This window comes from Candidatus Nitronereus thalassa (assembly GCF_032191465.1).
In the GTDB taxonomy this organism is placed as follows: domain Bacteria; phylum Nitrospirota; class Nitrospiria; order Nitrospirales; family UBA8639; genus Nitronereus; species Nitronereus thalassa.
The window spans coordinates 1,483,067-1,495,556 of record NZ_JAQOUE010000001.1 but is presented as its reverse complement, the minus strand read 5'-3'; the positions used below and the strand labels follow the sequence as shown (position 1 = coordinate 1,495,556).

The 12,490-nt window shown below is 47.5% G+C and carries 14 protein-coding genes and 1 tRNA gene; 11 read left to right on the top strand and 4 right to left on the bottom strand.

Annotation, left to right across the window (positions count from 1 at the left end):
- Nucleotides 1-23 precede the first annotated feature (23 nt).
- The 3 genes from gmk to coaBC are packed head-to-tail and all read left to right on the top strand — an operon-like array spanning nt 24 to nt 2,354.
- Complete coding sequence (gene gmk, locus PPG34_RS06745) at nt 24-671, top strand: guanylate kinase (RefSeq protein ID WP_420888086.1); 648 nt, start codon at nt 24-26, stop codon at nt 669-671.
- A gap of 25 nt (nt 672-696) precedes the next feature.
- Entirely contained in the window at nt 697-1,089 is a 393-nt protein-coding gene (rpoZ, locus tag PPG34_RS06740; protein ID WP_313832399.1) for a DNA-directed RNA polymerase subunit omega, read from the top strand.
- 23 nt (nt 1,090-1,112) lie between these two features.
- Nucleotides 1,113-2,354: a bifunctional phosphopantothenoylcysteine decarboxylase/phosphopantothenate--cysteine ligase CoaBC gene (coaBC, locus tag PPG34_RS06735; protein ID WP_313832398.1), complete on the top strand. Its 1,242-nt coding sequence runs from the start codon at nt 1,113-1,115 to the stop codon at nt 2,352-2,354.
- A gap of 776 nt (nt 2,355-3,130) precedes the next feature.
- Here the strand turns inward: coaBC and PPG34_RS06730 are convergent.
- Both PPG34_RS06730 and tadA read right to left on the bottom strand, forming a co-directional pair.
- Nucleotides 3,131-3,218: transfer RNA gene (locus tag PPG34_RS06730), tRNA-Ser, on the bottom strand.
- Nucleotides 3,219-3,237: 19 nt separating this feature from the next.
- Nucleotides 3,238-3,717, bottom strand: a complete 480-nt coding sequence (gene tadA, locus PPG34_RS06725) for a tRNA adenosine(34) deaminase TadA (protein WP_313832396.1) — start codon at nt 3,715-3,717, stop codon at nt 3,238-3,240.
- Between the two features lie 130 nt (nt 3,718-3,847).
- Between tadA and PPG34_RS06720 the strand changes: the two genes are divergently transcribed.
- The gene (locus PPG34_RS06720; protein WP_313834273.1) at nt 3,848-4,519 is read left to right on the top strand and encodes a SprT family zinc-dependent metalloprotease; all 672 of its coding nucleotides are present in this window, start codon (nt 3,848-3,850) and stop codon (nt 4,517-4,519) included.
- Here the strand turns inward: PPG34_RS06720 and PPG34_RS06715 are convergent.
- Nucleotides 4,494-5,312, bottom strand: coding sequence for a tetratricopeptide repeat protein (locus PPG34_RS06715; RefSeq protein ID WP_313832395.1), 819 nt, complete (start codon nt 5,310-5,312; stop codon nt 4,494-4,496). The genes PPG34_RS06720 and PPG34_RS06715 overlap by 26 nt on opposite strands.
- A 114-nt stretch (nt 5,313-5,426) precedes the next feature.
- The gene (locus PPG34_RS06710; protein WP_313832393.1) at nt 5,427-5,579 is read right to left on the bottom strand and encodes a hypothetical protein; all 153 of its coding nucleotides are present in this window, start codon (nt 5,577-5,579) and stop codon (nt 5,427-5,429) included.
- 115 nt (nt 5,580-5,694) lie between these two features.
- On the opposite strand from PPG34_RS06710, the gene PPG34_RS06705 reads away from it, so the two are divergent.
- The 7 genes from PPG34_RS06705 to PPG34_RS06675 all read left to right on the top strand — a co-directional run bounded on the left by PPG34_RS06705 (nt 5,695) and on the right by PPG34_RS06675 (nt 12,490).
- Nucleotides 5,695-6,699, top strand: a complete 1,005-nt coding sequence (locus PPG34_RS06705) for a sodium:calcium antiporter (protein ID WP_313832392.1) — start codon at nt 5,695-5,697, stop codon at nt 6,697-6,699.
- A 23-nt stretch (nt 6,700-6,722) separates the two neighbouring features.
- Nucleotides 6,723-7,706, top strand: coding sequence for a 2-hydroxyacid dehydrogenase (locus PPG34_RS06700; protein ID WP_313832390.1), 984 nt, complete (start codon nt 6,723-6,725; stop codon nt 7,704-7,706).
- A 101-nt stretch (nt 7,707-7,807) separates the two neighbouring features.
- Entirely contained in the window at nt 7,808-8,431 is a 624-nt protein-coding gene (gene thrH / locus PPG34_RS06695; RefSeq protein WP_313832389.1) for a bifunctional phosphoserine phosphatase/homoserine phosphotransferase ThrH, read from the top strand.
- Between the two features lie 245 nt (nt 8,432-8,676).
- Complete coding sequence (locus PPG34_RS06690; RefSeq protein ID WP_313832388.1) at nt 8,677-9,420, top strand: hypothetical protein; 744 nt, start codon at nt 8,677-8,679, stop codon at nt 9,418-9,420.
- A gap of 290 nt (nt 9,421-9,710) precedes the next feature.
- Nucleotides 9,711-10,040, top strand: coding sequence for a divalent-cation tolerance protein CutA (cutA, locus tag PPG34_RS06685; RefSeq protein ID WP_313832387.1), 330 nt, complete (start codon nt 9,711-9,713; stop codon nt 10,038-10,040).
- Nucleotides 10,041-10,168: 128 nt separating this feature from the next.
- Nucleotides 10,169-11,143, top strand: a complete 975-nt coding sequence (locus PPG34_RS06680) for a M23 family metallopeptidase (protein WP_313832386.1) — start codon at nt 10,169-10,171, stop codon at nt 11,141-11,143.
- 456 nt (nt 11,144-11,599) lie between these two features.
- Nucleotides 11,600-12,490 (top strand): thiamine pyrophosphate-dependent enzyme, encoded by an 891-nt coding sequence (locus tag PPG34_RS06675; RefSeq protein ID WP_313832385.1) that lies wholly within the window; start codon nt 11,600-11,602, stop codon nt 12,488-12,490.

The following is a 12,490-nucleotide window of genomic DNA, read 5'->3' as shown; positions in this document are numbered from 1 at the left end:
AACTTAGGTGCCTTGTCAGAATGATGAAACGAAGCGGTGTACTCTTTGTTGTATCAGGACCCTCTGGGGCAGGAAAAAGCACGTTGTGCAAAAATATGGTTGCGCAGGTGCCGCAGACCGCCCTTTCGGTTTCTTGTACGACTAGAAATCCTCGGCCTGGCGAACAACATGGGGTGGATTATTGTTTTATTGATGAACCACAATTCCGTGGTATGATTGACCGTAATGAATTCGTGGAATGGGCAGAGGTCTATGGAAAATTATATGGTACCCCTAAGCGCCAGCTCGAAGAGTCAATGAGCGAAGGTATCGACGTCTTGCTTGATATTGATGCCCAAGGGGCTCGCCAAATCATGAAGCAGTTTTCCGGGGCCGTGTATGTGTTTGTCACGCCTCCGTCGTTGGAAGTGTTGCGGACGAGGCTGTATCGTCGGGCGTCGGATTCCACCGAGGAAATTCAACGCCGTCTTGAATTGGCCAGAGAGGAAATTGCTAATTTTCGGTCTTATCATTATTTGATTCGCAATGAAGATCTTATTCAGGCCACCAAAGATCTGGAATCCATCATTTGCGCCGAGAGAGTGAAGACCGCGCGGCTGGATACGGAATGGCTAAAAGATAAGGGATTAATCGAAGATAAGGCCCTCAAAGAAAATTCGACTATCGTATAAACCATGTTCATAAGGAGCTTGAAGAATGACTGATACTCTTCCGTTGTTACATGATAGTAGTAGTGGAAAATTTGATTCCCGATATCGGGTGGTGCTTGTCGCCGCCCAACGGGCAAAGCAAATCATGCGAAGTGGGCAACCCTCGCAGACGAGTAAATTTGCAAAGGAAACTTCCGTGGCTCTGGAAGAGGTCTTGCGAGGCGATGTGAAATATTTGGTAGGAAAAGAAGCCCGGCAGGCGATTCGAGAATCCAAACGTCAAACGGAGCGCGGTTTTGACCAAGCGGTCCTGGCGGGAGGCGATGAAGATGCGAAGGAGATTCAGCAACAATTGAGTGTCTATATTGATGATTCGCCAAAGGTGGCCGAGCCGGAAGATGGCGGTGACTCGACAGAAGTGGCTGAAACTGTCGAATAGGTTTTCTTGCGCTGGCGTGGGTCATGGGTAAATTCGACAATAAACGGATTGTGTTGGGCGTCGCCGGGAGTATTGCCGCCTATAAGGCCGTGTCACTTCTTCGAACTTTAGTAGAGGAAGGGGCGGAAGTCTCGGTAGTCATGACGCTGGCGGCGAAGCAGTTTGTCACCCCGCTCACGTTTGAAGTGTTGTCAAAGCGGTCAGTATCTACGGACCTATTTTCCGAGTCGGAGACTATGCCGCATCTGCGGTTAACGGAATCGGCGGATCTTGTGCTGGTTGCTCCGGCCACGGCGAATACGTTAGCAAAAAGTGCATTGGGCCTGGCTGATGACCTCTTGAGCACGATGATTTTAGCGGCTCGATGTCCTCTGATTTTTGCGCCGGCCATGGATGGCGAAATGTGGGATCATCCGTCAGTGATGGAGCATACCCAAGTCTTACGTGGGCGTGGTGTGACGGTTATGGAGCCGGAAGATGGCCCATTAGCTTCAGGTCAGGTGGGGAGGGGGCGACTTCCTTCTGAAGAGGCAATTTTAAATACGGTGGCTGCTTGCCTGTCTCGTCAACACGATTGGGCTGGGCAACGGGTCTTGGTGTCGGCTGGGCCTACCAGGGAACCAATTGACGCGATTCGATTCATCACTAATGGCTCGTCTGGAAAAATGGGCTATGCCATTGCCCAAGCTGCGGCACACCGGGGAGCCCAAGTCTTACTTGTCAGTGGGCCAACGAACCTTCCGTCACCCGCCAATTGTGAATCGACTTCAGTCGTGACAGCAGAGGAAATGCAACAAGCCTTGGAAGATAAATTTTCTTGGGCCACGGTGCTTATCATGACAGCGGCGGTAGGAGATTTTCGTTCCCGTGTGGTGGCGCCTCAGAAACTCAAAAAGGATGAGTGGGCCGGAGAATCCCTAGATCTTGAGCGGACTCCCGATATTCTCGCCAGCCTTTCCAAGCAGAAAACGCATCAAATCCTTGTTGGTTTTGCGGCTGAAACCGAAAATCATGTCGAAAACGGAAGAAAAAAGCTGCATCAAAAAACCCTTGATCTTGTGGCTGTCAATCATATCAGCGGTCCAGATTCGGCTTTTGGCAACGATATGAATGAACTGACCATTCTTACCAAGGCAGGAGAGATCCTGCACCTAGATCGAGCGGCAAAGCCCCTTATTGCTCATCGACTCTTGGATGTCATCTTGCCTCTTGCCCTGCACCGTGCATTGGACACACCTCGCATTTCCAATCTACGAAGCCTATAGCATTTTATTCCCTTTCCGGAAAAATCCTTCATGTTTTCTGTTGCCGTATAGATTTTTGGCGTGGTCTAGATAGTGCCAAATGGTATGGATGGAATAGAGACGGCAAAATTAAAAAAGGCCTGCTCAAACTGACTGAGCAGGCCTTTTACCCAAGGAGGAACGACCTGAATTCACTATCCAAGATTGTCCGCATTCCGTCTATGCGAGGGATGACGTATTTTTTTGAGATGGGATTGTTCTTACATGCCTGGCCAAGGGCTCTTTCTTTGGCTAAATAGAAACAGGAAAAATATTCAATATTTATTGGTTGGATGCTGTGTCTGGGGATGAGAGGTCTTGGGATGGAGGAGATTCTTGAGACTTGGTGTGTGACGGTGATGGGTTCAATATATCGTGAATTTTTTTGAGCAATTCAGCAAGTGGATTCATGATTCGGGGATCTTTGGAAATGTTGGATTGTTCTTGCATTCAGGCCTCCGCTGGAAAGTCATTTGAACCAACACAAATACAAGCAAAATCGAGGCCATGGCTAATTAAAAAATATTTTGCTGGATAATTAAGAAGTTAGCAAAATTTTGGAAGAGTATACCAAGGGTTCCTATGAAGGGAGTTGTCTACAGTAGGGATACGTAAGGGGGAAATGATCCTCAGGGTATGAGCTCAAAAAGATAAAAAGCGGAAGTGTTGGTTGTAGTGTTTATTGGCCGAAAAATATGGTTGGAATGCCCCCTTTCGCCAGGGCTTTGGCTGGCAAGCACCACTTGACAAGTGAGGGCTGGCGGAGAGGGTGGGATTCGAACCCACGGACCCTTTCGGGTCAACGGTTTTCGAGACCGCCCGATTCGGCCACTCTCGCACCTCTCCGCGCTACCTATGTGGTGGGTCAAGACATGGGTAAGGGTTGGTTCTGCCGGAGTTGTTGGAAAAATTCCTTCAAAATATTCCGGCAAGAAGGTTCTTCAATTCCATGAGTCACATTGATTTGATGATTGAGTCGTGAATCTTGGTGAACGGTAAACAATGAACCACAGGCTCCCGCTTTGGGATCAAAAGTGCCAAACACGAGCCGAGGAATTCTTGCCTGGAGGATGGCCCCGGCACACATCAGGCAGGGTTCAAGGGTTACATATAGTGTCGTGCCGATAAGCCGCCAAGACTGGAGTGTTTCCGCTGCTTGTTGGATGACCAGAAGTTCGGCATGTGCTGTGGGATCATGTTGGCCTTCACGCTGATTGTGCCCACGAGCGACAATAGCATCCTCACAGACAAGAACAGCACCAACCGGTACTTCACCAAAGGCAAAGGCCTTTTTGGCTTCTTCGAGTGCTGCTTGCATAAAATCGTGATCCTTTGGTTGTGTCATTGTCTGGCTGTATGGTGATGTTAATTTGGTTTGCTCAAGTTCTATTCACTGTAGGGGTTGGGGTGAACAAAAAGACATGGTACCATAGCACCCATCCCAAATATACTCCAGGTGATTAAATTTGAAGAAAATGAACGGTGTTCCGGAAAAAAATCTCGCTCCCTTGGAAACTCATGAGCTTCAACGCATGTGGAGTTCTCTGAATGCGACATACTTTGATTCCCGTCTTCCTACCATTGAGATTCAGTGGAGTTCCCGGTTGACATCGTCAGTTGGTCTGTTTGTGAGTGAGACTGGGCCACGAACCCAACATGTCTCTCCGGATATTCGTCATGGGGTCGGACGGGTCATTCGATTATCTCTTCCGCTTCTTCGTGCACAGTCCCTAGCCGAAATCCGCGGAACGTTAGCTCATGAGATGATTCACCAGTGGCAGTTTGATGTGAAAAAATGTCATCCCTCGCATGGTCGGGAATTTCGGCGAATGATGAAACTTATGAATCACGACGGACTAGGAATTACCGTTTATCATACGTTGCTCAATGAAGTGGCCGCTCTATCAAAATATACTTGGCAATGTCAGAAATGTGGTCGTGCCTATCACCGCCAACGAAAGAGCCTCTCTTCCAAAACCCATCGTTGTGGTTCCTGTTGGGGCGAGTTGCAGGAAGTGAGTTCAGGCATGAGCTGGAGCCGTCTGCATGGTGAGGCAAAATCAAAGCCCTTGGGCGATCAGAGGATGGGTTTGCAACCACCCGTTCAATTGGTTTTTGACTTTATGGCGGATTCGTCTTCTTTTTAAGTTTTGGGGGGATTCCGGCTTGTGGGGCGGGGTTTTTCTTCCGAAACTCGGAAAGTTGAGAAAAATCGTTGGTCCGTTCCGGAAGTTGATAACGAATATCGATCTGAATCGTTCGTTCTAGACATCGCACTGCTGAAATGGTGTCGCCCTTCTTATTGTACAAATCCGCTAAGACTCGTAAGACTGCCGCTTCGCTGGGTTCATTGCCCAGTTTAATGAAGTGTTCACTCGCGTTATTAAGACAACCCTCTGCTTGACGAAACTTTCCCTGCGTGAGAAAAACTTGACCCAGTTGGCTATAGGTATTGGCCAGGCTGACTTCGTCCCCAACCATTCGATGAAAGTCGAGCGCGTACGTAAAATGGCCAATGGCGTTTTCGAGCTGGTTGGTGGCAATTTCCTGCAGAGCCAAATTGCCATATAAGATTCCCAGGGCGCGGTGGTTCTCGGTGGCGGTCAACACGTCGATGGCTTCCAAGTAATACGCGCGGGCTTTGGTGTAGTCTCCTGCATCGGCCTTGACGTTTCCTATATTAGCCAGCGTCTCCCCGATGGTGTTGGGGTTTTCTTGGCTGCGTTGGATGGTAAGGACTTCTTGATAACAGGCCTCGGCTTGTTGAAAATCTTCCAATAAGGCATACACATTGCCCAGGTTGCCTAATGCTGAAGCCAGCGTGTCCCAGGTGCCCTGTGATCGGGCTTCATCTACTGCTTGAGCACACCAATATTGCGCTTGCGTGAGATTGCCTCGATGAAGGTAGATCTGAGCTTGTTGTGCGGCATGTGTCGTCATTGGCGACAATAGTGCGTTGACCAGGCATTGTTTGGCCTGGGGGGAAGGGAAAAGATGTGGGTCACATTTGCAGAAAAATCCGATTGAATTAGGCTGAAGAACTGGATGAAGTTTTTAACGACGAAATGAATCCTTGCCCTTGACAATAGAGGCCAGCAATTCATCTGCCTGTTTGCCAGTCCGTCGAATGCGCCACCAACGAAAGGCGTACCGATAGACCATCACGGCACCAACAGTCAACGCGGCAATCCACATCCAATCGTCCATAGGCATAGTCTATTGTATATTTTGTTCGGGGAGCAAGAGGCTTGGTATACGGCAAAAGACGGAGGGTATTGGCTTCTGCTGACAAATGAGGTTCGATGGATAAAGTGAGACGACAATGGAACTTTGGATTCTACTACTGGCGCTTTTTTTAATATTGATCGGGGCCGAAGTCTTTACCAATGCCCTAGAGCATCTCGGCGAACGGTTAGGTATATCCGAGGGGGTGACTGGGTCGATTTTTGCAGCCGTGGGCACGGCATTACCCGAGGCCATGGTGCCAATCGTGGCGGTAGTGGCGAGTTCTGCCAGTCTGGAAACACGCCATGAGGTCGGAGTCGGGGCGATCCTGGGTGCACCGCTAATGCTTTCAACCTTGACCTTGTTTCTCATGGGAATGTTTGCGGCGCATCGTCGGGGCTGGAACAGCTATTTTCGCCCAGAACCGACAGGGTTACTCCGGGATCTGCATTGGTTTTTATTTGCCTTTTTGTTAGCCACCATTGCGGTGTTTATTCCCGTGGAATGGCGGGTCACTCGGGTGACGATCGCGTTTGGCTTAACTCTCAGTTATATGATTTATCTCATGCTGACTATTCGTGCGTCACGTGGATTGGTCGAACAGGGTCATGGGACAGAGGCCGATCATCCCCTGTTTCTTAGCAAAATCAAGCTGCCGGAAAATCTCGTCACGATTATAATCCAACTATTGTTGGGGCTCGCGCTTATTGTAGGAGGAGCCAAGGGATTTGTTTTTGGCGTGGAGCATTTGGCCGCGTGGTTGGGAATTTCGACATTAGCCTTGTCGTTGTTAATCGTGCCGGTAGCGACTGAGTTGCCAGAGAAAGTAAATAGTATTTTGTGGATACGGCGTGGCCGCGATACTCTGGCATTCGGGAATATCACCGGTGCGATGGTGTTCCAAGGGAGTCTCCTTCCGGCACTTGGCGTGATGTTAACGCCCTGGGTTCCCCGGAAAGAAGTTCTGCTAGGAATGGGGCTGACCTTTTTGGCGACGACCTATCTGTTGGTGTTGGCTAGGCGTCAGAGCCTGCAACCGCACCACGTGATTCTAAATGGTTTATGCTATCTGGCTTTCGTGGTCTTGGTGACGGTCATATAGAGATAAAAGGTAATCCCTTGTTCATGGCAAAGACTCGCGTTCTGGTAACCCGACGGATTCCCGAAGCAGGCTTAGAAGCGATTAAAAGCTTTGCCGATGTTGAGCTCTGGTCTGGAGAAGAGCCAATCCCGCGAAATGAGTTGTGTGAAAAAGTTTCAGAGGTGGATGGCCTGTATTGCTTACTGACAGATACGATTGATGAAGCATTGTTATCGCTGGCTCCACGGCTTCGTGTGGTCAGTACGATGGCTGTTGGATTTGATCATATCGATATACAGGCCTGCACGAAACGGAAAATTCCTGTTGGGAACACCCCTGGGGTTTTGACCGAAACTACAGCAGATTTTGCCTTCGCCTTGCTCATGGCTGCTGGTCGGCGAATTGGTGAGGCAGCGGAATTTGTGAAGGCCGGGCGTTGGGGGGCTTGGGATCCCGCCCTGTTTGTCGGTCAAGATGTTAATGGTGCGACGGCAGGGATTATTGGATTTGGGCGAATTGGTCAGGCTGTGGCGAAGCGGGCGCATGGGTTTGGTATGCGGGTATTAGTCAACCATTCGCGGCCCATTCCCAGCGAACTACTTGCCCAGGCTAACGTGGAACAAGTTTCATTTGATCGAGTAATTGCAGAATCCGACTTTCTCAGTTTGCATGTTCCCCTGACATCTGAAACCCAACAATTGATTGATAAGAAGGTTCTCAATCGTATGAAGCGCACGGCTATTCTGATTAATACGTCACGGGGTAGGGTTGTGGATTCGAAGGCCTTATATGATGCCCTCAGAAATCAAAACATTGCCTATGCAGCCTTGGATGTTACTGACCCCGAACCGATCTCGGTGGATGATCCTCTGTTAACCTTGCCCAACTGCTTGGTGGTGCCGCATATTGCGAGTGCCTCGGTGGCTACTCGTAGAAAAATGGCTTTGATGGCTGCAGAAAATCTTCGTGCAGGTTTAGCGGGCGAAGACTTACCGTATTGCGTGAATCCTGAAGTGTTTAAGAAATAAAGCGTAATGATTGTCCTGGGGGTTGTTTCTTAGTAAGATGCGTAAGCTCTAGGTTTGGCCGATCAATTCCTCGTGAGAGAAAGAGGAAAGATGAAGATCTTATGACACAGCCAGTATTGACCTGTCTTGATATGGAAGGAGTGTTGACTCCAGAAATTTGGCTGGCGGTCGCTGATAAAACGGGTATTGCGGATTTGAAAGTGACCACTCGTGATATACCCGACTATGACGAATTAATGCGACTTCGCCTTAAAATTTTGGCTGATCATCGGGTGCGGATTGCGGATATAAGAAATGTGGTTGCTACATTGAAGCCACTTGAGGGTGCCGCCGAGTTCTTAGATTGGTTACGTGCGCGATGCCAGGTGATCATTCTTTCTGATACTTTTTACGATCTTGTGGCGCCCCTCATGCAACAGCTTCAGTACCCCTCAATTTTTTGTCACACCTTGGAAATTGATGAAGAAGGATTTATTCGAAACTACCATCTTCGTCAAGCTGATCAAAAACGTCATGCGGTGGCCGCCCTGAAGAATTTAAATTTTCGTGTGCTGGCTGCTGGTGACTCCTACAACGATATTTCTATGTTAAAAGAAGCCAATGTGGGGGTGTTTTTTTGTCCTCCGGATTCGATCAAAGCAGAATTTCCTCAAATTCCTGTCGCCAGGTCATATCAAGAACTTCAGGGTTCATTGTCTCGACTAGGTGGTCTTGTCAATTCCTAGGAAACTTTCGATATTGTCTGCTTCTTGTGTTTGAGGTCCCCCCTTCGTTATCTTGGGGAGATGACAGTTCTCTCTTAATTTTGATGGGAAGCCTGGATTGTCTTCTACATTTTCCTAGGTGATTATTGAGTGCTGAGGCTCCTCAGTCCTTTGGGCCTGGGGATCAAGGAAAAGCGGAAAATTTTCTGTCAGATGTGCTACACTCTTTTTTATGCTGAATGGGTTTGTTATCAAGGAGACATGATATGGTTCGGGTGACATCAGTGTGGAAAGTTTTGTGTGTTCTCATGATTGGGGCTTTGAGCGTGTCTGGCTGTTTAGGGAACAGAGAGTGGACGTATCCACCCCTTCCCGACAAAACCTATTTGGATGTTCCACCCCAGGACCCTATTTCGGCACGACTTGTCGTACTTCCTCTTGAAGATCTTCGAGGGAATAAGGTCCAGGATGAGTATTGGAAAGTGGCGATTCCTTTGGTGCCTCATGGGGTAGCCTCGTATGATCGTCCCGAGACCGTGGTTGACCCTGAAGAAGTTGATGAACTCTTTTTTGATCCTTCAAAGGATTTTGCGAGAGCATTGGCTGATGAGATTCGAGAAGCTAAAATCTTTTCTTCAGTGACCTTTGCGGGTGGGGAGTCTCCTCCCTCCAGTGATTACGTCTTGCGAGGACGCCTCCATTCAACCAAGTGGGAACGTCGGTTGACCACCTATCTCTTGGGTCCGCTTGGCACCGTGTTTTGGATGATTGGGTTGCCTATGGGAGAAACGACGACCGAGGTGGAAATGGATCTTCGGTTAACGCCAACCGGGGACCCATCCCAAGTCTTATGGAGTTTTGCTATGAAATTTCAGGGGGCTGTCAATGATGGTGTGTATTATGGGTTAGAGGAATCGGTCCAGAGTTATCCAGTGGCACTTCAGGATTCGTTTCGTCCAGCTATTATCGATCTAGCTGAAAAATCAAAAACCCGAATCCCTGGAAAATAATCTACTAAAAGGGGCTTTTTAATCTAAACCCCAGAAACAATGAGTGGGCTGGAGAAATGAGCAGTGATTGGGAATGCAATATTTTATGTGGGAATATCTAGGTGTTAAATCTTATTTATATTTGTTTTTTATGTCTTTAAGTTTGAGCAGGAACTGCCGATAATATTTAACAAAGGTGTGGTTACTGCGATTAGGAAGTGGAAACCAGCCTTAAGTAACACCCAGTTATTTTTTGCCTAAGGATTTGGATCGACATTTTTGAGAATTGGGATTTGCCAGGATGGCTGACCGTGGATGCAATAGTTGTGTTCGTCACAACTTCTTCCGAAGAAGAAGCAGCGGCTTTAGCCAAGCTACTTGTCGCACAGCATTTGGTAGCTTGCGTTAATGTACTTCCCAAGGTGAAATCGTTTTTTCAGTGGGAAGGCAAAATATCCGAGGAAGAAGAGTATCTGATGATTCTCAAAACGAGGATGCCGCTCTTTAATACATTGAAAAAAGCCATTACGGCTCAACATAGTTATGATGTTCCAGAAATTATTGCACTGCCTATTGTTCAAGGCTCCGAATCTTATTTGTCCTGGATCCAGGATATGACGAATAAATCCAATAACTCGTGAATTTATTATTGAAGAACGTGTTTCTTATCAAAAGACCATTAAGCCTTTAAAATTTGGCGTTGACCCTTAGGGAGCAACTCCAGTACAGTATATCAACTACTTAGAAGTTGCCATTAAGAGGACGGACTATGAAAACCTCTGATGAAGCCTATACCATCATGATCTTTCGAGGAGCGACGACCAATCCTCTCCGGATGAGATTGCGCAAAGTGACCATGCAGCGGGCTTTAGTGACCGCAGCAGTCCTTATCGTAGTGCAGTTGGGAATAATGGCTCACTATGTTGTCCAAACCAGCCAGGTTTCGGAATTGAATGCGTTGCGTACCGAGATCGTGGAAACTCGAGGGCAGACCAGAACGTTTTCCTCGACGATCGATGATATGAAACAGCGGATGCTCGTGATGCAAGAACTGAATCGGAAGCTTCAAACTATGTTCGGTTTGGAGCCCGACAGTGTTGAAGGCATAGAAGTGAACGGTCAAGGTGGAGAGGAATTTCCCTATGAAAATGCTGCCTATGGGGAGCCGGGGCAATCTCTCGATCCTTCAAATTTGGAAGATCAGGCCGTGACTAACAAGGACACAAGCCAAGCCTCATTGGTTGTCAATATTGAGCAAGGATTAGTTTGGTTGGACCGCCAGGCCTCCAGGGAGCAGCAAATCCTTGATAATTTATCAGAAACCGCTGGAGAACGGGTGGGCCGTTGGGCAGCAACACCCTCCATTTGGCCGGTAAAAGGCCATATTACCTCAAAGTTTGGGCCAAGAATTTCCCCCTTCACCGGGAAGAAAGCCTTTCATTCAGGATTGGACATTGGGTCACCCAGGGGAAGAGAAGTTAAAGCGCCTGCTTCTGGAAAAGTTGTCGTGGCAGCCTATGATACTAGGATGGGAAACTTTATCCGTATTAATCATGGGTATGGCATTGAAACAACTTATGGGCACCTTTCCAAAGTGCTGGTGAAATATGGGCATCAAGTGCAGCGTGGTGATGTGATTGGGTTGGTTGGCAGTACAGGGAAATTTTCTACCGGGCCTCATCTTCACTACCAGGTGGCGATCAATGATAAGGTTGTGAACCCGGTTCAGTATATTTTAGATTAATTTTCTGTTTTCGATTTTTTCCCCTTCCGGAAGCTCTTTTCCTTCTGTTGGCTAAGTTTTGCATCATCATTTTTCTAATTCCTGTGGTTCGTACAACTTCAGAAAGTGATCTGTATGGGGCCAAAGCCCTAGGCACCCGAAGGGGGTAGGCCTTCTTTTTTTCGTGTTGGGTCTTCTTTTGTGTTGCCTTCTTGGTTGGTTCACCTTTAGGATTACCAAAGGTCAACAAGGTTCTCGTCTAGATTTATAAGAATGATTGAAATGTTTCTAGATTGACATTATTTTCAATGCTTTGCTACGGTAATAGGCCTAGTATTTTCTTTTTGGAAATAAGGTTTTTTTCTTAACCTTAACCCTAAAGAGTCAATTAGTTCAGGGTAGTCTTTTGTTTTTAAGAAACCATGCTGTTTAGTCTGTCTTAACTTTTAGGAAACCATACAAAAAGGAGGGTCTACGATGAGCCTCGATTACGTGAAATTCACGCCTGGATTTGGCAAGTTCATGCCCAAAGAATATCGAGATATGGTGGATTTTGGTCCATTTGGGAAGAAAACTTCTGTTTCTCAAGTTGGCACTTTCAAAGAAATTTTGGAAGAGCATCCAATGTGTGCGGGATGTGCCATGACTTTGTTTATTCGTTTAGCAATGATTGCATTTCCTAACCCCGAAGATACGATCACGGTGGGAACGGCAGGGTGTGGTCGTCTTGCTATTTCACAAGCGGCGATTCCTTTTGTCTATGGAAACTATGGTGATCAAAATGGGGTTGCCAGTGGGCTGGTTCGTGGTCTACGGCTCCGGTTCGGGGATAAACCAAAAGATGTAGTTGTTATGGCAGGGGACGGTGGAATGGCAGATATCGGATTTGCTCAGACACTCCATTCATGGTTTAGAAAAGAAAAGTTTACCACCATCATGCTTGATAATGAGGTGTATGGAAACACCGGTGGACAGGAAAGTGGGATGACTAATAAAAACCAAGTTCTGAAGATGGCCCCGTTAGGGAAAAAGTTTGAAAAGATGGATATGTTAGGAATGGCGAAAGTGGCTGGTTGCGCGTATGTGGCCACCGTCGTTCCGAATAACCCGAGACGTGTGGAAAGCGTGATAAAGAAGGCTGTATTGGTTGCTCGTGAAATTGGCCCGACCTACATTCAGGCCTATACCTCCTGCAACATCGAATATGCCATTCCCACGGATAAGGTGATGGAAGATGCCAAGGATGTTGAAAACGATCGGTATAAGTTTTCTGAATATATTACGGATGAAGCCAAGGAGTGCTTGGCCCAGTTATACGGTTATAAAGAATATTTGCCAAAACCTGCGAAGGCTGTCGAACAGAAGTAA

Bases quoted from the DNA above. Each gene is read 5' to 3' on its own strand.
- rpoZ (WP_313832399.1), top strand. From the start codon at position 697: ATGACTGATACTCTTCCGTTGTTACATGATAGTAGTAGTGGAAAATTT.
- PPG34_RS06700 (WP_313832390.1), top strand. From the start codon at position 6,723: ATGGCAAAGACTCGCGTTCTGGTAACCCGACGGATTCCCGAAGCAGGC.
- PPG34_RS06680 (WP_313832386.1), top strand. From the start codon at position 10,169: ATGAAAACCTCTGATGAAGCCTATACCATCATGATCTTTCGAGGAGCG.
- PPG34_RS06675 (WP_313832385.1), top strand. From the start codon at position 11,600: ATGAGCCTCGATTACGTGAAATTCACGCCTGGATTTGGCAAGTTCATG.
- tadA (WP_313832396.1), bottom strand. From the start codon at position 3,717: ATGACACAACCAAAGGATCACGATTTTATGCAAGCAGCACTCGAAGAA.
- PPG34_RS06710 (WP_313832393.1), bottom strand. From the start codon at position 5,579: ATGGACGATTGGATGTGGATTGCCGCGTTGACTGTTGGTGCCGTGATG.
- coaBC (WP_313832398.1), top strand. From the start codon at position 1,113: ATGGGTAAATTCGACAATAAACGGATTGTGTTGGGCGTCGCCGGGAGT.
- PPG34_RS06715 (WP_313832395.1), bottom strand. From the start codon at position 5,312: ATGACGACACATGCCGCACAACAAGCTCAGATCTACCTTCATCGAGGC.
- gmk (WP_420888086.1), top strand. From the start codon at position 24: ATGAAACGAAGCGGTGTACTCTTTGTTGTATCAGGACCCTCTGGGGCA.
- thrH (WP_313832389.1), top strand. From the start codon at position 7,808: ATGACACAGCCAGTATTGACCTGTCTTGATATGGAAGGAGTGTTGACT.
- PPG34_RS06690 (WP_313832388.1), top strand. From the start codon at position 8,677: ATGGTTCGGGTGACATCAGTGTGGAAAGTTTTGTGTGTTCTCATGATT.
- PPG34_RS06705 (WP_313832392.1), top strand. From the start codon at position 5,695: ATGGAACTTTGGATTCTACTACTGGCGCTTTTTTTAATATTGATCGGG.
- PPG34_RS06720 (WP_313834273.1), top strand. From the start codon at position 3,848: ATGAACGGTGTTCCGGAAAAAAATCTCGCTCCCTTGGAAACTCATGAG.